This window comes from Streptomyces sp. NPDC085596, assembly GCF_044541565.1.
GTDB lineage: Bacteria > Actinomycetota > Actinomycetes > Streptomycetales > Streptomycetaceae > Streptomyces.
Genome location: NZ_JBITTC010000005.1, coordinates 438,653 through 456,798 on the forward strand (window position 1 = coordinate 438,653; position 18,146 = coordinate 456,798).

17 protein-coding genes and 1 tRNA gene are annotated in these 18,146 nt (G+C 72.4%); 7 read left to right on the forward strand and 11 right to left on the reverse strand.

Annotation, left to right across the window (positions count from 1 at the left end; genetic code table 11):
* The first annotated feature begins 197 nt into the window (after positions 1-197).
* The 6 genes from ACIGA3_RS18085 to ACIGA3_RS18110 all read left to right on the forward strand — a co-directional run bounded on the left by ACIGA3_RS18085 (position 198) and on the right by ACIGA3_RS18110 (position 4,393).
* Positions 198-1,160 carry an ABC transporter ATP-binding protein gene (locus ACIGA3_RS18085; RefSeq protein ID WP_399716675.1) on the forward strand — a complete coding sequence of 321 codons (963 nt, stop codon included), beginning with the start codon at positions 198-200 and terminating at the stop codon, positions 1,158-1,160.
* Positions 1,150-2,067, forward strand: a complete 918-nt coding sequence (locus ACIGA3_RS18090; protein ID WP_399716360.1) for an ABC transporter permease subunit — start codon at positions 1,150-1,152, stop codon at positions 2,065-2,067. The genes ACIGA3_RS18085 and ACIGA3_RS18090 overlap by 11 nt, the downstream gene beginning before the upstream one ends.
* Positions 2,064-2,975: an ABC transporter ATP-binding protein gene (locus tag ACIGA3_RS18095; RefSeq protein WP_399716362.1), complete on the forward strand. Its 912-nt coding sequence runs from the start codon at positions 2,064-2,066 to the stop codon at positions 2,973-2,975. The genes ACIGA3_RS18090 and ACIGA3_RS18095 overlap by 4 nt, the downstream gene beginning before the upstream one ends.
* 10 nt (positions 2,976-2,985) lie before the next feature.
* Positions 2,986-3,705 (forward strand): ABC transporter permease subunit, encoded by a 720-nt coding sequence (locus tag ACIGA3_RS18100; RefSeq protein WP_399716364.1) that lies wholly within the window; start codon positions 2,986-2,988, stop codon positions 3,703-3,705.
* Positions 3,706-3,801: 96 nt separating this feature from the next.
* Positions 3,802-4,056: a hypothetical protein gene (locus ACIGA3_RS18105; RefSeq protein ID WP_399716366.1), complete on the forward strand. Its 255-nt coding sequence runs from the start codon at positions 3,802-3,804 to the stop codon at positions 4,054-4,056.
* Between the two features lie 250 nt (positions 4,057-4,306).
* Positions 4,307-4,393, forward strand: a tRNA-Asn gene (locus ACIGA3_RS18110).
* A 20-nt stretch (positions 4,394-4,413) separates the two neighbouring features.
* Here the strand turns inward: ACIGA3_RS18110 and ACIGA3_RS18115 are convergent.
* The 9 genes from ACIGA3_RS18115 to ACIGA3_RS18155 all read right to left on the reverse strand — a co-directional run bounded on the left by ACIGA3_RS18115 (position 4,414) and on the right by ACIGA3_RS18155 (position 14,403).
* Positions 4,414-5,217: an HAD family hydrolase gene (locus ACIGA3_RS18115; RefSeq protein ID WP_399716369.1), complete on the reverse strand. Its 804-nt coding sequence runs from the start codon at positions 5,215-5,217 to the stop codon at positions 4,414-4,416.
* Positions 5,214-6,491 carry a serine--tRNA ligase gene (gene serS / locus ACIGA3_RS18120; RefSeq protein ID WP_399716372.1) on the reverse strand — a complete coding sequence of 426 codons (1,278 nt, stop codon included), beginning with the start codon at positions 6,489-6,491 and terminating at the stop codon, positions 5,214-5,216. Before serS ends, ACIGA3_RS18115 begins: the two co-directional genes overlap by 4 nt.
* A 503-nt stretch (positions 6,492-6,994) precedes the next feature.
* Positions 6,995-7,927 (reverse strand): prephenate dehydratase, encoded by a 933-nt coding sequence (pheA, locus tag ACIGA3_RS18125; protein WP_399716375.1) that lies wholly within the window; start codon positions 7,925-7,927, stop codon positions 6,995-6,997.
* 113 nt (positions 7,928-8,040) lie between these two features.
* Positions 8,041-9,324, reverse strand: a complete 1,284-nt coding sequence (gene efeB, locus ACIGA3_RS18130) for an iron uptake transporter deferrochelatase/peroxidase subunit (RefSeq protein WP_399716378.1) — start codon at positions 9,322-9,324, stop codon at positions 8,041-8,043.
* 8 nt (positions 9,325-9,332) lie between these two features.
* Positions 9,333-11,432 (reverse strand): copper resistance CopC/CopD family protein, encoded by a 2,100-nt coding sequence (locus tag ACIGA3_RS18135; protein ID WP_399716380.1) that lies wholly within the window; start codon positions 11,430-11,432, stop codon positions 9,333-9,335.
* 13 nt (positions 11,433-11,445) lie between these two features.
* On the reverse strand, positions 11,446-11,898 hold the full coding sequence (locus ACIGA3_RS18140) for a copper chaperone PCu(A)C (protein WP_399716382.1): 453 nt from the start codon (positions 11,896-11,898) through the stop codon (positions 11,446-11,448).
* Positions 11,895-12,557, reverse strand: a complete 663-nt coding sequence (locus tag ACIGA3_RS18145; protein ID WP_399716384.1) for an SCO family protein — start codon at positions 12,555-12,557, stop codon at positions 11,895-11,897. The genes ACIGA3_RS18140 and ACIGA3_RS18145 overlap by 4 nt, the downstream gene beginning before the upstream one ends.
* A 90-nt stretch (positions 12,558-12,647) precedes the next feature.
* Positions 12,648-13,403, reverse strand: coding sequence for a YcnI family protein (locus ACIGA3_RS18150; RefSeq protein WP_399716387.1), 756 nt, complete (start codon positions 13,401-13,403; stop codon positions 12,648-12,650).
* Between the two features lie 130 nt (positions 13,404-13,533).
* A complete protein-coding gene (locus ACIGA3_RS18155; protein WP_399716390.1) occupies positions 13,534-14,403 on the reverse strand; it encodes a hypothetical protein in 870 nt (289 codons plus the stop codon).
* 222 nt (positions 14,404-14,625) lie between these two features.
* Between ACIGA3_RS18155 and ACIGA3_RS18160 the strand changes: the two genes are divergently transcribed.
* Complete coding sequence (locus tag ACIGA3_RS18160; RefSeq protein ID WP_399716392.1) at positions 14,626-15,075, forward strand: ATP-binding protein; 450 nt, start codon at positions 14,626-14,628, stop codon at positions 15,073-15,075.
* Positions 15,076-15,132: 57 nt separating this feature from the next.
* Here the strand turns inward: ACIGA3_RS18160 and ACIGA3_RS18165 are convergent, their stop codons facing one another.
* Complete coding sequence (locus ACIGA3_RS18165) at positions 15,133-16,605, reverse strand: aminopeptidase P family protein (protein ID WP_399716395.1); 1,473 nt, start codon at positions 16,603-16,605, stop codon at positions 15,133-15,135.
* Between the two features lie 133 nt (positions 16,606-16,738).
* Positions 16,739-18,115, reverse strand: coding sequence for a PP2C family protein-serine/threonine phosphatase (locus ACIGA3_RS18170; RefSeq protein WP_399716398.1), 1,377 nt, complete (start codon positions 18,113-18,115; stop codon positions 16,739-16,741).
* Positions 18,116-18,146: the final 31 nt, after the last annotated feature.

Below are 18,146 nucleotides of genomic sequence, written 5' to 3' on the forward strand. Positions count from 1 at the left end.
GTCAATAGGGGAGATCCCCCAGGGGGCGGCCCCACCAGACTCGCCCGCCCCACCAGACCCACGGTCACCATCCCCGCGTGTCCCATCCCTTAGGGCCACGACCCCCTAGGGCCCCGTACTACCCGAGACGGACCCCAAGACGGCTCTGAGGTCTGACGACCCGCGTGCCCCATGTCACTACCGTCGAGGACGTGACTGTGATCGTGACCGAGAGCCTGAGCAAGCGGTTCCCACGGGTGACCGCGCTCGACCGGCTGTCCGTGGACATCGGACCCGGTGTGACGGGACTCGTCGGTGCCAACGGCGCCGGCAAGTCCACCCTGATCAAGATCCTGCTGGGTCTGTCCCCCGCCACCGAGGGCCGTGCCGCCGTGCTCGGCCTCGACGTGGCCACCGAAGGCGCCGCCATCCGCGAGCAAGTCGGCTACATGCCGGAGCACGACTGCCTGCCGCCCGACGTCTCGGCCACCGAGTTCGTCGTGCACATGGCGCGCATGTCCGGCCTGCCACCCACCGCGGCCCGCGAGCGCACCGCCGACACCCTGCGCCACGTCGGGCTGTACGAGGAGCGCTACCGCCCCATCGGCGGCTACTCGACCGGCATGAAGCAGCGGGTCAAGCTGGCGCAGGCGCTGGTGCACGACCCCCGGCTGGTCTTCCTGGACGAGCCGACCAACGGCCTCGACCCGGTCGGCCGGGACGAGATGCTCGGCCTGATCCGGCGTGTCCACACCGACTTCGGCATCTCGGTCCTGGTCACCTCCCATCTGCTGGGCGAGCTGGAGCGCACCTGCGACCACGTCGTGGTCGTCGACGGCGGCAAGCTGCTGCGGTCCAGCTCCACCACCGACTTCACCCAGAACACCACGACGCTGGCCGTCGAGGTCACCGACAGCGACACCCACCCCGACGGCACCCGCGCCCTGCGCGAGGCGCTGCACGCGCGCGGGATCGACACCCACGACGACGGCGGCGGCCTGCCCGGCGCCGGTCACATCCTGCTGCTCACCGCACAGGGCGAGGAGACGTACGACCTGGTGCGCGACACCGTCGCCGGGCTCGGCCTCGGCCTGGTCCGGATGGAACAGCGGCGTCACCACATCTCCGAGGTGTTCACCCGTGACGAGCAGCGGAAGGAGGCAGTCGCCCATGGCGGTTGACCAGCCCGTCCCCACGGCACCGGCGCCCTCGGGCGACCAGTCCCGCATCCACGACATCGGCTACCGCGGCTACGACGGCCCCCGCCTCGGCCGCGCCTACGCCCGCCTCTCGCTGTACTCGCAGTCCCTGCGCGGCGCCTACGGCCTCGGCCGCTCGGCCAAGTCCAAGGTGCTGCCGATGCTGCTGTTCGCGGTGATGTGCGTGCCGGCCGCCATCATGGTCGCCGTCGCGGTGACCACCAAGGCGCACGAACTTCCGGTCCCCTACACCCGGTACGCGATCATCATGCAGGCCGTTATCAGCCTGTTCGTCGCCTCCCAGGCACCGCAGTCCGTCTCCCGCGACCTGCGCTTCAAGACGGTCCCGCTGTACTTCTCGCGGCCCATCGAGACCGCCGACTACGTGCTCGCCAAGTTCGCGGCGCTCGCCTCGGCCCTGTTCATCCTCACCGGGGGCCCGCTGCTCGTGCTGTACGTGGGCGCGCTGCTCGCCAAGATGGGCGTGGCCCACCAGAGCGAGAAGTTCGGCCAGGGACTGGTCGCGGTGGTCCTGCTCTCCCTGCTGTTCGGCGGGATCGGCCTGGTCATCGCCGCCATCACCCCGCGCCGCGGCTTCGGCATCGCCGCCGTCATCGCCGTCATGACGATCTCCTACGGGGCCGTCTCCACCCTCCAGGCCATCGCCGACGCCCAGGGCAACAGCGGTTCGGTGCCGTGGATCGGCCTGTTCTCCCCGGTCACCCTGATCGACGGCGTCCAGTCGGCGCTGCTCGGCGGCACGTCGTCCTTCCCCGGCGGCGTCGGCCCGTCCACCGGCGAGGGCTTCGTCTACCTGATCGTCGTCCTCGGCCTCATCGCCGCGAGCTACGGCCTCCTGCTGCGCCGCTACAAGAAGGTGGGCCTGTGACCACGCTCCAGATCGACCACGTATCCCGCTGGTTCGGCAACGTGGTCGCCGTCAACGACATCACCATGACCATCGGCCCCGGCGTGACGGGTCTGCTCGGCCCCAACGGCGCGGGCAAGTCCACGCTCATCAACATGATGGGCGGCTTCCTCGCCCCCTCCACCGGCACCGTCACCCTCGACGGACAGCCGGTGTGGCGCAACGAGTCGGTGTACCAGCACATCGGCATCGTTCCCGAGCGCGAGGCGATGTACGACTTCCTCACGGGCCACGAATTCGTCCTCGCCAACGCCGAGTTGCACGGACTCGGCGCCAAGGCCGCCCAGCGCGCCCTGGCCACGGTCGAGATGGAGCCCGCCCAGGACCGGAAGATCTCCACCTACTCCAAGGGCATGCGGCAGCGCGTGAAGATGGCGTCCGCCCTCGTCCACGACCCCTCGCTGCTGCTGCTCGACGAGCCCTTCAACGGCATGGACCCGCGCCAGCGGCTCCAGCTGATGGAGCTGCTGCGCGCCATGGGCGACGAGGGCCGCACCGTGCTGTTCTCCTCGCACATCCTGGAGGAGGTCGAGCAGCTCGCCCGGCACATCGAGGTCGTCGTCGCCGGACGGCACGCGGCCAGCGGCGACTTCCGCAAGATCCGCCGCCTGATGACCGACCGCCCGCACCGCTATCTGGTCCGCTCCAGCGACGACCGCGCCCTCGCGGCCGCCCTGATCGCCGACCCGTCGACCGCGGGCATCGAGGTCGACGCCGTCGAGGGCGGCCTGATCGTCCAGGCCGTCGACTTCGGCCGCTTCACCACGCTGCTGCCCAAGGTCGCCAGTGACCAGGGCATCCGGCTCCTCACGGTCTCGCCCTCGGACGAGTCCCTGGAGTCCGTCTTCTCGTATCTCGTAGCGGCGTAGGAGGCCGAAGATGTACGACCCCACAGTCGCCCGGCTCACCTACCGGGCCCTGCTCGGCCGCCGCCGGGCCCTCGTCCTCGGCGCCCTGCCCCTGCTGCTCATCGTGATCTCGGTGGCCGTCCGCGCCCTGACCGGGGCCGACGACCAGGTCGCCGCCGACGTGCTCGGCGGGTTCGCGCTCGCCACGATGGTGCCGATCATCGGCGTCATCGCGGGCACGGGCGCGATCGGACCGGAGATCGACGACGGCTCCGTGGTCTATCTGCTGTCCAAGCCGCTGAAGCGGCCGACGATCATCTTCACCAAGCTGATCGTCGCCATCGCGGTGACCATGGTGTTCTCCGCGCTGCCCACCCTGATCGCGGGCCTGATCCTCAACGGCAACGGCCAGCAGGTCGCCGTCGCCTACACGGTCGCCGCGCTCGTCGCGTCCATCGCCTACTCGGCGCTGTTCCTGCTGCTCGGCACGGTCTCGCGGCACGCGGTGGTCTTCGGTCTTGTCTACGCCCTGGTCTGGGAGGCCCTGTTCGGCTCCCTGGTGTCCGGCGCCCGCACCCTGAGCGTCCAGCAGTGGTCGCTCGCGGTCGCGCACAAGGTGGTCGGCAGCAACCTGATCACCTCCGACGTCGGCCTGCCCACCGCCACCGCCCTGCTGGTCGTGGTCACCGTCGCGGCCACCTGGTACGCCGGCCAGCGCCTGCGGGCCCTGACCCTGGCGGGCGAGGAGTAGCAGCCGCGCCGCCCTTGACGGGGACCTCATCCCCGTCCCGGCACACTGGGCGGCACCGGACACGGACGCGGGCGGACGTACGGCGAGGAGGCCGCCATGGCACAGGAGCACCCCCGGCCCGGCGAACCCGAGCGTGCCGGGGACGGGGAGGCAACGCCCGACCCCTGGGACGGCGTCGAACTGGACGAGGACTTCGTCCGGGCCGCCGAGACCTCCGAGCCGTCCGCCCGTGCCCGTATGCTCGCCGCCCGCTGGCGGGCCGAGCGCCCCGAACCCCAGCCGTGGCGGGCCGACAAGCCGCCCGCGGGCTGGTTCTTCAGCCGCTCGTGGCGGCGCAGGCGCGGGCGTTAATTCGCTGGCGCCGGCCTTCCGGACCGGGGCACAGTGGGGGAACCGACGCCGGGTTCCAGAGCCCGGCGCGCCCCGTACCGGGAGAGGAGCTGGGCGGTGTCGCCGCACGACAGTACGTTCAGCTCCCGGCAGGACGGCCCCGGGCGGGCTCCGGTGTAGTTACCCCACCGTCGAGCCCGCTCCCGCACAGGGACCGTCCGGGGCGGCCGCTTCGAGCACGCGATGTCGCTCTCGCGTGGGCCGCCCACCCGGAGGATTGGCCGAGAGGCAAGGCACCGGCTTGTTCCGAGCCGTGGTCGGGCGCGAGCCCGCGCACGTTCGATCCGTGCATCCTCCACCGCGAACGCGGCGCACGGCTCAGCCGAGCAGTCGCTCCAGGACCAGCGCGATGCCGTCCTCCTCGTTGGAGGCGGTCACCTCGTCGGCCACGGCCTTCAGCTCCTCGTGGGCGTTGGCCATGGCCACGCTGTGCGCGGCCCAGGCGAACATCGGCAGGTCGTTCGGCATGTCGCCGAAGGCGATCGTGTCGGCCGCCTTCAGCTTCAGCCGCCGGGCCGCCAGCGACAGCCCCGTGGCCTTGGACAGCCCGAGCGGCAGCAGCTCCACGATGCCCTCGCCCGCCATGACGACGGTGACGAAACCGCCCGCCGCGCGCGAGGCGGCGTCCGCCAGCTCGTCCGTGGACAGCGTCGGATGCTGGATGTAGATCTTGTTCAGCGGGGCTTCCCACAGGTCGGCCGCGTCCGTGAACGCCTTGGCCGGCAGCCGGCCGGTGACCGCGTAACCGGGGCCCACCATGACCTCGCCGTCCAGCCCGTCCCGGCTCGCCGCCAGGTACAGCGGGCCCACCTCGGCCTCGATCTTGGCCAGGGCCACGCCCGCCAGCTGCCGGTCCAGGGTCACCGAGGTCAGCAGCCGGTGCTGTCCGGCGTCGTAGACCTGGGCGCCCTGGCCGCAGACGGCGAGGCCCTCGTAGCCGAGGTCGTCCAGGATGTGCCGGGTCCAGGGGACCGCGCGGCCGGTGACGACGATGTGCGCGGCACCCGCGGCCGTGGCGGCGGCGAGCGCCTCACGGGTGCGCGGCGAGATCGTCTCGTCGCCGCGCAGCAGCGTGCCGTCCAGGTCGGTCGCGATCAGCCGGTAGGGAAGGGGGCTGCTCACTTGGCGACCGGCTCCAGGACTTCCCGTCCGCCCAGGTAGGGGCGCAGGACCTCGGGGACACGGACCGATCCGTCGGGCTGCTGGTGGTTCTCCAGGATCGCCACGATGGTGCGCGGTACGGCGCACAGGGTGCCGTTCAGCGTGGCCAGCGGGCGGACCTGCTTGCCGTCGCGCATCCGGATCTGGAGCCGGCGGGACTGGTACTCGGTGCAGTCCGAGGTGGACGTCAGCTCGCGGTACTTGCCCTGGGTCGGAATCCACGCCTCGCAGTCGAACTTGCGGGCGGCGGAGGAGCCCAGGTCACCGGTGGCCACGTCGATCACGCGGAACGGCAGCTCCAGCGAGGTCAGCCACTGCTTCTCCCACTCCAGGAGACGCTGGTGCTCGGCCTCGGAGTCCTCCGGGGCGACGTAGGAGAACATCTCCACCTTGTCGAACTGGTGGACCCGGAAGATGCCCCGGGTGTCCTTGCCGTGCGAACCGGCCTCGCGGCGGAAGCACGGGGAGAACCCGGCGTAGCGCAGCGGCAGCCGGTCCGCGTCGATGATCTCGTCCATGTGGTACGCGGCGAGCGCCACCTCGGAGGTGCCGACCAGGTACAGGTCGTCCTTGTCCAGGTGGTACACGTCCTGCGCGGCCTGGCCGAGGAAGCCGGTGCCCGCCATGGACTGGGGGCGGACCAGCGCCGGGGTCAGCATCGGGGTGAAGCCGGCCGCGGTGGCCTGCGCGATGGCCGCGTTGACCAGGGCCAGCTCCAGCAGGGCGCCGACGCCGGTGAGGAAGTAGAAGCGGGAGCCGGAGACCTTGGCGCCGCGCTCGGTGTCGATCGCGCCGAGGATCTGGCCGAGTTCCAGGTGGTCCTTGGGCGCGAAGCCCTCGGCGTCGAAGTCACGGATCGCGCCGTGCGTCTCCAGGGTGACGAAGTCCTCCTCGCCGCCCACCGGGACACCGGGGTGCACGAGGTTGCCGAGCCCGAGCAGCAGGCGCTGGGTCTCCGCGTCGGCCTCGTCGCGCTCGGCGTCGGCCGCCTTCACGTCGGCCTTCAGCTGCTCGGCACGGCTGAGCAGCTCGGCCCGCTCCTCGGGCGTGGCCTTGGGGATCAGCTTGCCGAGCTGCTTCTGCTCGGCGCGCAGCTCGTCGAAGCGGACGCCGGAGGACCTGCGCCGCTCGTCGGCAGACAGGAGGGAGTCGACGAGCGCGACATCCTCTCCACGGGCACGCTGGGAGGCGCGCGCACGGTCAGGGTCCTCACGAAGCAGGCGAAGGTCAATCACAGGCCCAAGGCTACCGGTGCGCGTGGAGCGGCCGGGACCCATATCCCTATGACGCAGAGTGACCGGTGGGTCGAATACGGTCGTCGTGGACGGGAAAGACGGGACCGCCCTTTCCGGGAGCGGCCGTGCCGGTTCGGACTCCCTTGCGGTGGCGGGTACTTGGCGGCCCGGTGGGGCCGGCCGTCGTCCACAGAGATCCACACCTCGGGGAAAGTTATCCACAGGCTGTGTGGAGTGACTGTGGATTTCGGAATTGATCATTCCGAGTGGGTTGTCGTTCCGAAGAATTCCCGGTTCAAACTCCCTGGGTAGCCACTTTCGGGTGGAAAGTGGTCGCCTTAAAAGCTGAATCGATGGAAACAGGTGGACGAAGGGTGATCCGGACTGGGCTGAATGCACCCGTGGACAGAAGGGTGATTTGTCGACCGGATGACCCTTGTTATCGACTTGTCCCCAGGTCGAGAAGCGGACCTGTGGATAACTTCTGTGGATAACGAGACCCGCTAGAAACGGCCGTCCTGGCAGCGCGTCACCCAGTCGGAGGCGGCCAGGAACTCCTGGTCCGACGTACCCGGCAGCATCGGCCGTGCCCCGCCCGGCGCGATGTCGGCACGCGGATAGGAACCCAGGAATCGCACCTGGAGACAGATCCGCTTCAGCCCCATCAGCGCCTCCGCCATCCGCCGGTCGGAGATGTGCCCCTCGGCGTCCACGCAGAAGCAGTAGTTTCCGATGCCCGCACCGGTCGGCCGGGACTGGAGCAGCATCAGGTTGATGCCACGGGTGGCGAACTCGCCCAGCAGATCACGCAGGGCACCGGGGTGGTCGTCCCGCTGCCACAGCACCACCGAGGTCTTGTCGGCTCCGGTCGGCGCGGCGGGCCGGGCGGGCCGGCCGACCAGCACGAACCGGGTCTGCGCGTTCTCCGCGTCGTGGATGTTGGTCTCCAGCGGCACCAGGCCGTACCGCGCCGCCGCGAACTCGCCCGCGAAGGCCGCGTCGTACCGGCCCTCCTGGACCAGGCGGGCGCCGTCCGCGTTGGAGGCGGCCGACTCCCACAGGGCGTCCGGGAGGTGGGCGCGCAGCCAGTTGCGGACCTGTGGCTGGGCGGCGGGATGCGCGGTGACCGTCTTGATGTCGGCGAGCTTCGTGCCCGGCCGGACCAGCAGCGCGAAGGTGATCGACAGCAGCACCTCGCGGTAGATCGTGAGCGGCTCGCCCGCGACCAGCTCGTCCAGGGTGGTGGTGATCCCGCCCTCGACCGAGTTCTCGATCGGCACGAACGCGGCCTCCGCCTCGCCGGTGCGCACCGCGTCCAGGGCGGACTGCACCGAGACGTACGGGATCAGCTCGCGGGTGGCGGCCTCCGGGAGAGTGCGGAGGGCGACTTCGGTGAAGGTGCCTTCGGGACCGAGATACGCGTAGCTCGCTGGCATGCCCTCACCCTAATGGCCGTGCCGCGACCCGGCTCGACCGTCTCACCACAGCCACTCTTCCGGGTGGTTTCGATCCCGGACACCTGCGAAGACGGGGCCCACGGCACCCCCTGTCAGCCCTCCAGCAGCCGCTGCCCCACGTACTCGCCCTCCGCCGCGCCGCCCGGCACCGCGAAGAGCCCGCTGGCCTCGTGCCGCAGATACCGCGACAGCGCGTCGCCCCGGTCGAGCTTGCGCTGCACCGGCACGAAGCCGCGCAGCGGATCGGCCTGCCAGCAGATGAACAGCAGCCCGGCGTCGGGGGCGCCGTCCGCGTCGAAGCCGTCGTGGAAGGAGAACGGGCGGCGCAGCATCGCCGCCCCGCCGTTCTGGTCGGGCCGGGTGATCCGGGCGTGCGCGTTGAGCGGGACGACGTACTCGCCCTGCGCGTCCGCCTTCTCCAGGTCCATCGGCGTGGTCTCGTCACCGCCGGACAGCGGGCCGCCGTCCGACTTGCGGCGGCCGATCACCGCCTCCTGCGCCGGGCGCGCCAGCTTCTCCCAGTCGTCCAGGAGCATGCGGATGCGGCGGACGACGGCGTAGGAGCCGTTGGCCATCCAGGCGGGCTCGCCCGAGGCGGGCACGAAGATCCGCTGGTCGAAGTCGGGCTCGGCGGGCTTGGGATTGCGGGTGCCGTCGATCTGACCCATGAGGTTGCGCGTGGTCATGGGGTGCGCGGTGGTGCCGGGTGAGCGGTTGAAGCCGTTCATCTGCCAGCGGACGCGGGCCGCGTCGCCCGCCTCCTGCTGGAGCGTGCGCAGCGCGTGGAAGGCGACCAGCGCGTCATTGGCGCCGATCTGCACCCAGAGGTCGCCCTCGCCGCGCTTCTTGTCCAGGTGGTCGGCGGAGAAGTCGGGCAGCGGGTCCAGCGCGGCCGGCCGCTGCTTCTCCAGCCCGGTGCGGGCGAAGAAGCTGTGCCCGAAGCCGAAGGTGACGGTCAGCGAGGAGGGACCGGCGTCGCGGGCCACATCGGTGTCGTCGTGCGGCGCCGCCTCGCCCGCCATCAGCCGCTCGGCCGCCGCCGACCAGCGGCGCAGCAGGGCCGCCGCCTCCTTGCGGCCCGCGCCCGGCTTCAGATCGAAGGCGACGAGATGGCCGTGGGCCTGGAGCGCGTCGGTGATGCCGGGCTGATGTTTCCCGTGAAACATCGCGCGGTCGGAACCGATCGAGGTGAGCGGCGTGGCCGGGGCGGGCGCGGCGGCGTAGCCCAGGGCGCCTCCCGCCGCGCCGAGCACGAGGCCGGTGGCCCCGGCGGTGCCGAGCAGGGTGCGCCGGGAGACGCCCCGGCGCTGGTCGGGCGCGGGCCGCTGCGTCTCGGCTTCCGGAGTGCGGGCCTGGGGGACGGACGGGTCGGGCATGGTGCGGTTCAGCCGATCTGCGCGTTCTTGGAGACGGTCACCTGGTCGATGTCGGAGGTCCGTACGGTGACGGCGACCTCCCAGTCTCCTGCCATGGGGATCTGCACACCGCTCGCCGCCCAGTGGCCGGTGGTGATGTGTTCCGGGGCCACGGGAAGCGGCCCGATCTTCTTCGCCTTCAGGGTGAGGGCGACCTTCACCTCGGGGATGTCGTACGGCCGGCCGTCGGGCCGCTGGACGTAGAGGTGCATCTCGTTGGCGCCGACGCTGGCGGGGTCGAGGTCGATCCGGACCAGGCCCTTGCCGTTCTTGCCGCCGGTGTCGAAGGGCATGTCGAGGGTGAGGGCGCCGGAGGTGTCGGCCGGGGAACTGGTGGCCGGGGCGGTGGCCGCCCTGGCCTCCTGCTCGGTGCGGCCGGGCTCGGTCTGGGTGAGCGCGGTGGTCACGGCGAGCAGCACGACGGCGACGGCCGCCTCGGCGAGCACCGAGCGGCGCAGGCCGGAGCGGTTCGGATCGGCGTCGCGCAGCCGCTTGCGCCGCGCGGCGTCGACCGCGTCCCGCTGCCGGGCGAGCTGGGCGGCCCGGCCGGCGTCGGCCGGGTCGGTGGCGTCGGCGCCGGTCGACTCGGTGGCGGTCGTGGACGCCCCGCCCTTCGCCGCCCGCCCGGCCTCACCGGGTCCGGCGGTGGCAGCGCCGGTCGGCACGGTGACGGCGAAGGACGCCTCCTCCTGGGCCTCGGACTGCGCGGCGGCCCCAACTGCCTCGGATTCGGCGGCTGCGGCGCCGGTCGGCACGGCCGCGGACACCTCCGCCGCCTCCGCTTCCGTCTCCGCTTCCGTCTTTGTCACGCCCGACTCCGCCAGCCGCCCGGTCCAGCGCCGGGAGATCCACGCGAGCCCGACCATGACGGCGACGAGCCCGAGCTTGACCAGCAGCAGCTGCCCGTAGCGGGTGTCGGTGAAGGCGGACCAGGAGCCCAGCTGACGCCAGGACTGGTAGACGCCGGTGGCGACCAGCGCGAGGACGGAGCCGAAGGCGAGCCGGGAGAAGCGGCGGACGGCGTCGGCCCCGAGCGGGGTGTCGGCGGGCGCCCGGTACAGGGCGACGAGCAGGGCGGTCAGTCCGCCGAACCAGCCGGCGACGGCGAGCAGATGGACGATGTCGACGGGCATGGCGATGCCGGGCTGGAGCCCGGTGGACGCGTGCTCGGCCATCGCCCAGCTCGCCGCGAGCCCGGCGCCGACGACGATCCCGCCGATGGCGAGCCCGAAGCCGAGGTCACGCCGCTCGGCGGCCGCCTCCTCCGCGACACCCTCCTCTTCTTCCCGCCGCGCGTACGCGCCGAAGAGGACGGCGACGAACAGCGCGGCCGCGGCGAGCAGCAGCAGTCGGGAGACCAGCGCGGCCCCGGTCTTGGTCTGGAGCACCTGGCCGAGCAGCTCCAGGTCGAAGACGTCCCCGAGCTTGCCGGAGGAGGTGTACGAGCCGCGCAGGAGCAGCAGCCCCAGCGTGGCCGCGGTGAGCGTCAGCCAGCCCCCGACCACGAGCCGTTGCAGCGCCCGTACTCCCGCACCCTGCCGCCAGCAGGCCAGCACGAAGGCGGCGCCGCCGACCAGCACGATGAAGCCCGCGTAGGACAGATAGCGGCCGAAGGAGTACAGCCCGCCCACGGCTCCGCCGCCCGCTCCCGCCCCGGTGTCGGAGACGACGGTGCGCGAGGGCGCGCCGATGGAGAAGGTGTAGGCGCCGGCGACGGGATGGCTGTCGGCGGAGACGACCTGGTAGGCGACCGTGTAGGTGCCGTCGGCCAGCCCGGCGTGCAGCCGGACCGCGTAGGTGGTGCCGCTGACGTTCACGGGCCTGCCCGACTGGGCCGGCTTGCCCTTGGGGTCCAGGACGCGCAGGGAGCCGTCGCCCATCGCCACCTGCTCGGAGAAGGTGAGCGAGATCTGGGTGGGCGCCCGGTCGACCACCACTCCCTGCGCGGGGTCGCTGCCGGTCAGCGCGGCGTGCGCGGAGGCGGGCGCGGCGCCCGCGAACAGCGCGCCGGTGACGGCGAGGAGCAGCAGTACCAGGGTGCGCAGCCGGGGGGTGATGGTCCGCGTCAAGGTGGTCCCTCCCTCAGTGTCCGGTCGACGGGTTGTACGTGGCGGACCGCACCGGCATCTCGACGGTGAGCGGACCGGACCTGGCGAAGCCCAGCTTCAGGGTGACGGTCTGGCCCTGGCGCGGCTTCTGCCTGAGCTGCTCGAACATCAGGTGGTTGCCGCCGCTCCTGAAGACGAGCCGGCCGTGGGCGGGCACCTCGAAGGAGGTGCGCTCGGCCATGGTTCCGCCGCTGGTGCTGTGCATGGTCACCCGGCCGATGTCGCTGCTGACCGAGGTCAGTTCGTCCCGCTCGCCGCCCTTGTTGGTGACGGTGAGGAAGCCCGCGGCCATGTCGGCGGCGACCGGCTGGGGCATGTAGGTGGCGCTCACCGACAGCTCCGGCTCGCCGGAACCCTGGCCGGAGCCGCAGCCCGCGAGGGCCAGGGCGGCGGCGAGGGCGGTGACGGGCAGCGCGGCTCGCCTCACGGCTTCGCTCCGCGCACGAGCTTCGGCAGATCCTTGGTCCAGTCGTCGACGGTGGCGTCCTCGCCGTAGAGGACGTAGCCGCCGTCCGTCTTCGGGGAGAAGGCGATGACCTGGGTGCCGTGGACGGAGACGGTCTTGCCGTTCTTGTCCTTGCTGGTCGGCTCGATGGAGATGCCCAGCGAGCGGGCGCCTGCCTGGATGGTGGAGAAGTCGCCGGTCAGGCCGGTGAAGCGCGGGTCGATGCTCTTGAGCCACTTGCCCAGCTCGGCCGGGGTGTCGCGGCCGGGGTCGGTGGTGACGAACACGACGCGCAGGTCGTCCTGCTCGGCCTTGGGCAGCGCCTTCATGGCGACGGCGAGGTTGCTCATCGTCGTGGGGCACACGTCGGGGCAGTGGGTGTAGCCGAAGTAGACGAGCGTCGGGTGGCCCTTGGTCGCGGCCCGCAGGTCGTACTTCTTGCCGTGGGTGTCGGTGAGGACCAGGTCGGGCTTGACGAAGGGCTGGTCGAGGACGGTGGCGGCCTTGCCGGAGCCGGTCTCCTCGGAGACCACGGAGACGGGCGACTTGGCGTCCTCACCGCTGCCGCACGCGGACAGGGTGAAGGCGGCGGCGGCCAGCAGCGCGGCCGCGGCCAGGGTCTTCTTGCGCGGAGAAAGCATGGAGTGATGTCCCAGGGGTCGAGAACTCCCGCGCGCACCGGGGCCGTACCGGGCGGGCACGGCCCAGGTGCGCGCGGATCAGAAGAAGGGTCAGGCGGTGCGGCGGCGGCCCGCGAGGACGCCGTAGGCCACGCCCGCGACGCCGATCACGATGCCGACGATGCCCAGCACACGGGCGGTGGTGTCGGTGCCGTCGGAGTTGGCGGCGGCGGCCGTCTCCTCGTGGGCGTCGTCCTTGTCGCCGCCCTTGGCATCGTCGTCGTCACCGGCGGCGGCCGCCGTGCCGTGGTGGTCGTCGGTCGCGGCGGACAGCGCCAGCGTCGGGGCCGGGTTCTCCGGCTCCTCCTGGCCCTTCTGCGGCACCTCGATCCAGCGGACGACCTCCTTGTCGGAGTACGTCTGGATCGCCTTGAAGACGAGCTGGTCGGTGTCCTCGGGCAGCGCGCCGAGCGAGAGCGGGAACTTCTGGAAGTAGCCGGGCTGGATGCCCTTGCCGTCCGCGGTCCAGGTGACCTTGGTGACGGCCTCGCCGATCTTCTCGCCGTGCATGGTCAGCGGCTTGTCCAGCTTGGACTTGGTCACCTTCACGCTCCAGCCCGGCACCGGCTGCGGCATGACGGAGGCCAGCGGGTGGTCGGCGGGGAGGTTGACCTCGACCTTGGTGGTGGAGGCGTCGTCGCGCTCGTTGGGCACCTTGAAGTCCACGACGGCGTAGCCGCCCTTGGCCGCGACACCCTCGGGCTGCACGCCGACGTGCGCGAAGGCGGGGACCGAGACGGCGAGGACGGTGGCGCCCGCGACGGCGACGGCGGCGGTGACACGGGAGGCGGTACGGGAGATCTGCATGCTGGGGAAACTCCGCTCTTGAGCGAGATCCGGTGCTGAGCCCGGTGACGATGAGGAGTGCGCGCACACGCGCGCGTGCCGCACGACAGCGGCCTCTCCCCTCCTCGTACGTACGGGAGCGGTGGTCGCGTCAGGCGGCGAGACGGAACGCGTCGGCGGGCGGGCCGCGCCGGATCACCGAGTGCTGGAGTGCCGCGGCCTGCGGGGCCGGTGCCTCGTCCCGGCCGGTACGGCGCACACGCGGGACGGGCCCGGTAGCGGGCAGCAGCCCGGCGTACAGGGCGCGGGTCAGCGCGAGCGCGGCGCGCAGGGAGCGGACGAGCGCGCCCTCCGCGACCCCGTGCGTCGACAGCTCGATCAGCCGCAGCACGGCCAGGTCGCCCCGGCGCAGCAGCCAGCCCACGGCGAGGGCCGCGAGGAGGTGGCCGAGAAGCATCGGCAGCGAGGGCAGCCAGGTGGCCGGGGAACCGGCCATGTCGTAGGCGTGCCCAGCGGCCGGTGCCTGGTCCGTGAAGCGGCCCGAGGCGTCGATGAGGCGCGCGTCGAGCAGCAGGCGGTAGGCGTGGCCGGGGGTGAGGGTGGCCGGGCCGGACCCGCACAGCAGCTGCGCGGCCCGCTGGACCATCTCGTCGCTCGCCGCACCGGAGTGCGCGGCGCCCATCGAGCCCATGGACCCCATGGACCCCATGGCGCCCATCGGGGTACCGCCGCCCGTCGCCGCAGTGTGCTGGCCGAGGCCGAACAGCGTGTGCAGGGCCAGCTGGCCGAGGGCGAGGAGCGCGGCGATGGCGGGCACCGAGCGGGCGCGGCCGGCGAGCGGCGCCATGACCAGCAGGGAGCCCAGGAACCCGGCGCCGAGCGTCCACAGCGGGACGTTCACGCAGGAGGCCACGGTGTGCCCGGCGGCGGCCAGCACGACACAGACCGCGGCGAAGACCGCGGCCCGCAGAAGCCGGACACGGGGTCCGGGTCGCGCCGTGCGCGGGTGAGGGGCACTCATGGCGGGGCTCATCATCGCACTGCGCCCGCCGCACCCCCGAGGCAGGGCCGCCGGATCGCGCCACCGCCGGGACGCGCGCTGCCGCACCGGCCGTACGTCATACCCCGATTCGTCCCGGCGCACATCGACCATATGGGCGGCATCACGTCATCGGAGGGCTTACGGGCGCTCACGCGCGGCAATAGGTAACGGTATGTCGAGCCGCGGCCAGGAGGCTGGAGCATGAGCATCTGGTGGTCACTCCATCTGCGCCGCGATGCCGCGAGCGTCCCGCTCGCCCGGCGACTGCTGATCGGCACCATGGAGACGGCCGGTGTCGACCCCGAGGTCTCCTACGACATCTCCGTTGCCCTGACCGAGGCGTGTGCCAACGCGGTGGAGCACGGCGGCACCGCGCGCGGGGAGCGCTCGGAGGCGTACCGGGTGACCGCCTATCTGGACGGTGAGAAGTGCCGCATCGAGGTGGCCGACTCCGGCCCCGGTGTCGCGCCCGCCCCGGCCCTGGGCATCCGGATGGCCCGCGTGGACGCCGAGGACGGCCGGGGCCTGTGTCTGATCCGGGAGCTGGCCGACCACGTCCACATCGGCGCCCGGCCGGGCCGCACCGGCACCGTGGTCAGCTTCGACAAGATCCTGAAGTGGAAGAAGGACCCCTCGCTGCTCACGGCCTGAGCCGGCGGACAGCAATGGCCGGGCACCCGCTGGGGATGCCCGGCCATCGGTGTGTCGTCAGCCCTTGAGCGACGCCATCCACGCCTCGACCTCGTCGGAGCGGCGCGGCAGGCCCGCCGAGAGGTTCCGGTTGCCGTCGGTGGTGACGAGGATGTCGTCCTCGATCCGGACGCCGATGCCCCGGTACTCCTCGGGCACGGTCAGGTCGTCGGCCTGGAAGTACAGGCCGGGCTCGACGGTGAGGACCATGCCGGGCTCCAGGGTGCCGTCGACGTAGCTCTCGGTGCGGGCGGCCGCGCAGTCGTGGACGTCCATGCCGAGCATGTGGCCGGTGCCGTGCAGGGTCCAGCGGCGCTGGAGGCCCAGCTCCAGGACGCGCTCGGCCGGGCCCTCGACCAGGCCCCACTCCACCAGCTTCTCGGCGAGCACGCGCTGGGAGGCGTCGTGGAAGTCGCGGAACCCGGCGCCGGGCTTCACCGCCGCGATGCCGGCCTCCTGGGCCTCGTACACCGCGTCGTAGATCTTGCGCTGGATGTCGGTGTACGTGCCGTCGACCGGGAGGGTGCGGGTGACGTCGGCGGTGTAGAGGGTGTGGGTCTCCACGCCCGCGTCGAGCAGCAGCAGGTCGCCGGAGCGGACCGGGCCGTCGTTGCGCACCCAGTGCAGGGTGCAGGCGTGCGCGCCGGAGGCGCAGATCGAGCCGTAGCCGATGTCGTTGCCCTCCACGCGCGCGCGGAGGAAGAAGGTGCCCTCGATGTAGCGCTCGGAGGTGGCCTCGGCCTTGTCGAGGACCTTCACCACGTCCTCGAAGCCGCGCACGGTGGAGTCGACGGCCTTCTGCAGCTCGCCGACCTCGAACTCGTCCTTGACCAGGCGGGCCTCGGAGAGGAAGACGCGCAGCTCCTCGTCGCGCTCGGCGGTGACCTTGTCGGTCAGGGCCGCCTCGATCCCGGCGTCGTGGCCGCGCACCACGCGGGCCGGGCCGGTGGCCTCGCGCAGCGCGCCGGCCAGCTCGCGGACATCGGCGGCCGGGATGCCGTACAGCGCCTCGGACTCGGTGAGGGAGTGGCGGCGGCCGACCCACAGCTCGCCCTGGCCGGAGAGCCAGAACTCGCCGTTCTCGCGGTCGGAGCGGGGCAGCAGGTAGATGGTCGCGCGGTGGCCGCCGGCGGTGACGGGCTCCAGGACCAGGACGCCGTCCTCGCTCTGGTTGCCGGTGAGGTAGGCGTACTCGGTGGAGGCGCGGAAGGCGTACTCGGTGTCGTTCGAGCGGGTCTTCAGGTTGCCCGCGGGGATCACCAGGCGCTCGCCGGGGAAGCGGGCGGACAGCGCGGCGCGGCGGCGCGCGGTCTCGGCGGCCTGCGGGACCGGCTCCAGGTCACGCAGCTCGGTGTCGGCCCAGCCGGAGCGCATGTTCTCCGCCAGCTCGTCGGAGACACCGGGGTAGAGACCGTTCTTGCGCTGCTTGATGGGCTCCTCGGCCTCGGTGGCGGCCTCGTCGGAAACGGCCGGGTTGAGCTCGTCGGACACTGATCCTCCTCGGTACGGCGTGTGGTCTCCCCCCATGGGGCACGCGGCGCTCGCGTCCATGCCCGAGCAGGGGTGCCTCCATCATCGTACGTTCGTACCGAAACCGGACCGGTCGTGCTCATACCGGTGACGCTCAGTCGAAGCGGGCCGCCAGCAGCACCACGTCCTCGTCGCCGCGGGCGGTGTCCCCCGGCAGGAGGGTGGCGAGGACGTGGTCGGCGACGGCGCCGGGGTCGCCGCGCAGGGCCCGCGGCACGCTCGCCGCGGCCGAGTGCAGCCGGGCGAAGGCCCGGTCCATGGCCTCACCGGTACGGCGCAGCAGCCCGTCGGTGTAGAGCAGAACCGTCTCTTCGCGCTCGACGCGGAACTCCACGCTGGGCGCCTCCCAGCAGGCGAGCATGCCGAGCGGGGCGGACAGGGAGGTCTCGACGTACTCGGTGCGCCGCTCCCCGATCAGCAGCGGCGGGCTGTGCCCGGCGCCGGCCAGGGTGATCCGGCGTGCGGCGGGCTCGCAGTAGGCGAACAGGGCGGTGGCCGAGCGGGCGGGCTCGGTCAGCCGCAGCAGCAGCTCCAGGTCGGACAGGACCGCGACCGGGTCCTCGCCCTCCATCACGGCGTAGGCCCGCAGGGAGGCGCGGAGCCGGCCCATCGCGGCGACGGCGCCGGGCCCGCTGCCGGTGACCGAACCCACGGAGAGGCCGAGGGCGGCGTCGGGCAGCGGCAGCGCGTCGTACCAGTCGCCGCCGCCGCGCGGGCCGGTGCGGTGCCGGACGGCGAGCTGGACGCCGGGGAGCCGGGGGAGCCGGGAGGGCAGCAGTTCCCCGGTGAGGGTCGCCGCGTAGGCGCGGGTGCGCTCCACCTCCAGCAGCAGGGCGAGGTGTTCGGCGGCCTGGCGGAGGTAGAGGCCGATCAGATGTCGGTGGTGTTCGTCGGGTGCGGCCGGTTCGTCGTAGAGCCAGACGGCGGTGCCGAGGCGGGCGTTGTCGGTGGCCAGGGGCAGGGCGTAGCCGGCGGAGTAGCCGAGGCGGGCGGCGACCTCGCGGTGGCGGGGGTCGAGGCCGGGCTCGGCGAGGAGATCCGCGGTGCTGGTCAGCAGGGCTTCGCGCGGGACGGTCTCCAGGTGGCCGAGGTCGGCGCGGCCGAGGCCGTGGCCGACGGTGGTGCGGGGGCCGAGTCCGTCGCCGGGTTCCAGCGCGACCAGGCCGCGCCGGGCGCCCACGAGGGCGGCACCGGCGCGCAGGAGTTCCTCAAGTGCGGCTTGCAGGACGGATGTTCCGCACATCCGCTCGGTCAGCTCATGGAGGGTGGTGAGGTCGGAGACCCAGCCGGCCAGCCGGTCCTGGAGCAGGCTGCCGGGGGCGTCCGGGGCGGCGGCGGGGGGTGGGGTGCCTGCCGGGGCGTCCGGTGCGGGACCGGCTTCCTGGGCGGGGGGTGCGGGCGCGACAGTGTGGGTCGGAGTGGGAACCGTGGGATCGATTCCGGCCACTTTCGGAGGGTGAGGGGCGTTCATGGTGTCCGGCTCTCGGACCGGTGCGTCTTAC

Coding starts and splice junctions, on each gene's coding strand:
- ACIGA3_RS18090 (WP_399716360.1), top strand. CDS start 1,150: ATGGCGGTTGACCAGCCCGTCCCCACGGCACCGGCGCCCTCGGGCGAC.
- ACIGA3_RS18100 (WP_399716364.1), top strand. CDS start 2,986: ATGTACGACCCCACAGTCGCCCGGCTCACCTACCGGGCCCTGCTCGGC.
- ACIGA3_RS18170 (WP_399716398.1), bottom strand. CDS start 18,115: ATGAACGCCCCTCACCCTCCGAAAGTGGCCGGAATCGATCCCACGGTT.
- efeB (WP_399716378.1), bottom strand. CDS start 9,324: ATGCCCGACCCGTCCGTCCCCCAGGCCCGCACTCCGGAAGCCGAGACG.
- ACIGA3_RS18150 (WP_399716387.1), bottom strand. CDS start 13,403: ATGCAGATCTCCCGTACCGCCTCCCGTGTCACCGCCGCCGTCGCCGTC.
- pheA (WP_399716375.1), bottom strand. CDS start 7,927: ATGCCAGCGAGCTACGCGTATCTCGGTCCCGAAGGCACCTTCACCGAA.
- ACIGA3_RS18155 (WP_399716390.1), bottom strand. CDS start 14,403: ATGAGTGCCCCTCACCCGCGCACGGCGCGACCCGGACCCCGTGTCCGG.
- ACIGA3_RS18160 (WP_399716392.1), top strand. CDS start 14,626: ATGAGCATCTGGTGGTCACTCCATCTGCGCCGCGATGCCGCGAGCGTC.
- ACIGA3_RS18145 (WP_399716384.1), bottom strand. CDS start 12,557: ATGCTTTCTCCGCGCAAGAAGACCCTGGCCGCGGCCGCGCTGCTGGCC.
- ACIGA3_RS18105 (WP_399716366.1), top strand. CDS start 3,802: ATGGCACAGGAGCACCCCCGGCCCGGCGAACCCGAGCGTGCCGGGGAC.